The 2,597-nt window shown below is 77.5% G+C and carries 2 protein-coding genes; both read left to right on the top strand.

Annotated features, from left to right (window positions below; genetic code table 11):
- Positions 1 to 541: 541 nt before the first annotated feature.
- A complete protein-coding gene (locus ACFXPK_RS29545; protein ID WP_385080151.1) occupies positions 542 to 1,816 on the top strand; it encodes a sensor histidine kinase in 1,275 nt (424 codons plus the stop codon).
- Entirely contained in the window at positions 1,800 to 2,513 is a 714-nt protein-coding gene (locus tag ACFXPK_RS29540) for a response regulator (protein ID WP_385080149.1), read from the top strand. Before ACFXPK_RS29545 ends, ACFXPK_RS29540 begins: the two co-directional genes overlap by 17 nt.
- Positions 2,514 to 2,597 lie beyond the last annotated feature (84 nt).

The raw sequence follows: 2,597 nt of genomic DNA, 5'->3' as shown, positions 1-2,597 counted from the left end.
CTTCCGGCTCTTGGGGCCCCTCGGTCGCCGGCGCCGCGGGGGGGGGGCGGGGGGGGCGGGGGGGCGGGGCGCGCCGCGGTGGGCGGGGGTGGGGGGGGCGCCGTCGCCGCGGCTGTGCACGACGATCGCGGTCTCCGCCTCGGGGTGGCGGGGATCGGGTTCGGTGAGCCGGGCGACGACGCTGGACTCGAAGCCGGTGGGGAGGAAGGCCGCCGAGTCGTCGCGCTGTACGTCGCCGAGGCCCGCCGCCAGCCAGGTGCAGACGACGGCGAGGGCCAGCCAGCCGGCGACGACCAGCCATTTCGTACGGCGGACGGTGCGGCCGAGGCGGGTGGTGGAAGCCAAGTGGGTCACGGCTGGGGGCTGTTGCTGGAGGATCGGCTGAGACATGCGACCAGTGGGCCACGGGCGGCGCGGGCGCGGCATCGCCGCGGCGAGTGCACCGGCGGGCCCCCGTCTCACTCTCAGGGACCACAACTCCGTTGAGACGGCGGTCCTTTCGGGTGGGGCGCGGCGGACGGCGGGCTCGTACGCTGAGGCGATGTACGAGGCCACCGAGACCCCGCCGCCGGGACCCGCCGACCGTCTCCCCGACCGTCTCCACCGTCTCCCCGGCCGCCTCCCTGCGCTCTCCTCCGGGCGCTTCCTCGACGGGGCGGTCGTCGTGGCGGCGGTCGCGCCCGCGCTGATCGACCAGTTCACCACCGACACCTCCGCCACGGCGTGGCTGGCGCTGAGCGGTTACGCCGTCGTCGCCTCGGTCGCGCTGCTGGTACGGACGCGCCGGCCGCTGAGCGGTTTCGCGGCGGTCCTCGCGGTGCTCGTCGTCCTGGAGGTGGGGTGCGCCGCCGCCGAGGTGAAGATCTCCTCGCTGGCCGTGCTCCCGCTCGCCTTCGGGCTGTACGCGATGGGGACGCACGCGCCGCCGCGCCGCTCGCTGCTGCTGCTCGGCGGCGCCGCCGCCTTCGTCCTGCTCGGGGTGGGGGTCAACCACGCCACCGCGTCGGAGCGGTGGCGCGGCGGCACCGATGTGTTCGCGGTGCTCGCCCCGCTGCCCGCCGCCTGGGGTCTGGGGCTCGCCACCCGGGGCCGGCAGGAGCTGCTGGCCGGGGCGGAGCGGCGGGCGGCGGACGCGCGCCGGGACCAGGCTGTGCGCGCGGAGCGGGCCGCCGCCGCCGAACGGGCCCGGATCGCCCGGGACATGCACGATGTGGTGGCGCACTCGCTGACGCTCCTCGTCGTCCACGCGGAGACGATGCGGGCACGCTCGGGGGAGTTGCCGCCCTGGGCGCGCGAGGGGGTGGACGCCATGGCGGCGGCCGGGCGCCGGGCCACCGGTGAGATGCGGGAGCTGCTGGGCGTCCTGCGCAACGAGACGGGCGAGGCCGCGCCCCGCTCCCCCGTCCCCCAACTCGCGGATCTGGAGGTGCTGGTGGCGGACGCGGAGCGCGCCGGGACCCCGGTACGGCTCGATGTCGCCGCCGGGTCGGCGGAGCTGCCCCGTCCCGTACAGCTCACCGGGTACCGCCTCGTCCAGGAGTGCCTGGCCAACGCGCGGCGCCACGCGCCCGGCGCCGAGGTCGGCATCCTGATCCGTACGGGGCCCGGGGCGACGCGGTTCGAGGTGGGGTGCGCGCCGCCGCCGGCCGGTCACCGGGCGGCGGCGGGGGCCGGGGTGGGGCTCGTCGGGGTGCGGGAGCGGATCGCCGCGCTGGGCGGTGGGTTCACCGCGGGGCCGACTCCCGGCGGGGGCTTCCGCGTGGTCGCCTCCGTACCCGTGACGGCCGGAGGGGGCACCGGTGCACACCACCGCTGAGCCGCCGGGGACGGCGGACGACGGGAGCGGGGCGGCGCCGCTGCGGGTGGTCGTCGCGGACGACGAGCGCGTCGTACGGGACGGGCTGCGCCTGATGCTGGAGCTCCAGCCCGGTCTGACCGTCGTGGGCAGCGCGGGGGACGGCGACCACGCGCTGCGGCTGACCGTCGCGCTCCGCCCCGATGTGCTGATGCTCGATGTGCGGATGCCGGGCCACGACGGGCTGTGGGTGCTGGCCCGGCTCGCCGAGCGGTCCCTGCTCACCACCACGAGGGTGCTGATGCTGACCACCTTCGACATGGACGAGTACGTCGACGAGGCGCTGGGCGGCGGGGCGAGCGGCTTCCTGCTGAAGAGCGCGTCGTACGAGGAGATCACGGCGGCGGTCCGCGCCACCGCCGCCGGTCAGGGCGCGCTCAGTCCGACCGTCGCGGGGCGGCTGATCCGGGACTTCGCCGCGGCGCGCCGGGCCGACCGTGCGGACCCGGCCGAGCTGGCCAGGACCGCCGCGCTCACCCCGCGCGAGCGCGATGTGCTGGCGCACATCGGGGAGGGGCTGAGCAACGCGGAGATCGCGGCGCGGCTGGTGGTCTCCGAACACACCGTCAAGAGCCATGTCAGCAGGGTGCTGGCGAAGACGGGGTGCCGGGACCGCGCGCAGGCGGCGGTCCTCGCGCGGCGTACGACCGAACGGTGAGGGCGGGCCGTCCCCGGGGACGGCCGCTCCGGGGTGGGGCCGCGCCGACGTAGACGGCCGCCCCCCGCCCGCGCGGGCGGCCGC

The organism is Streptomyces sp. NPDC059142, assembly GCF_042755665.1.
In the GTDB taxonomy this organism is placed as follows: Bacteria; Actinomycetota; Actinomycetes; order Streptomycetales; family Streptomycetaceae; genus Streptomyces.
This window is presented reverse-complemented; position numbering and strand designations above follow the sequence as displayed.

Coding starts and splice junctions, on each gene's coding strand:
- ACFXPK_RS29545 (WP_385080151.1), top strand. CDS start 542: ATGTACGAGGCCACCGAGACCCCGCCGCCGGGACCCGCCGACCGTCTC.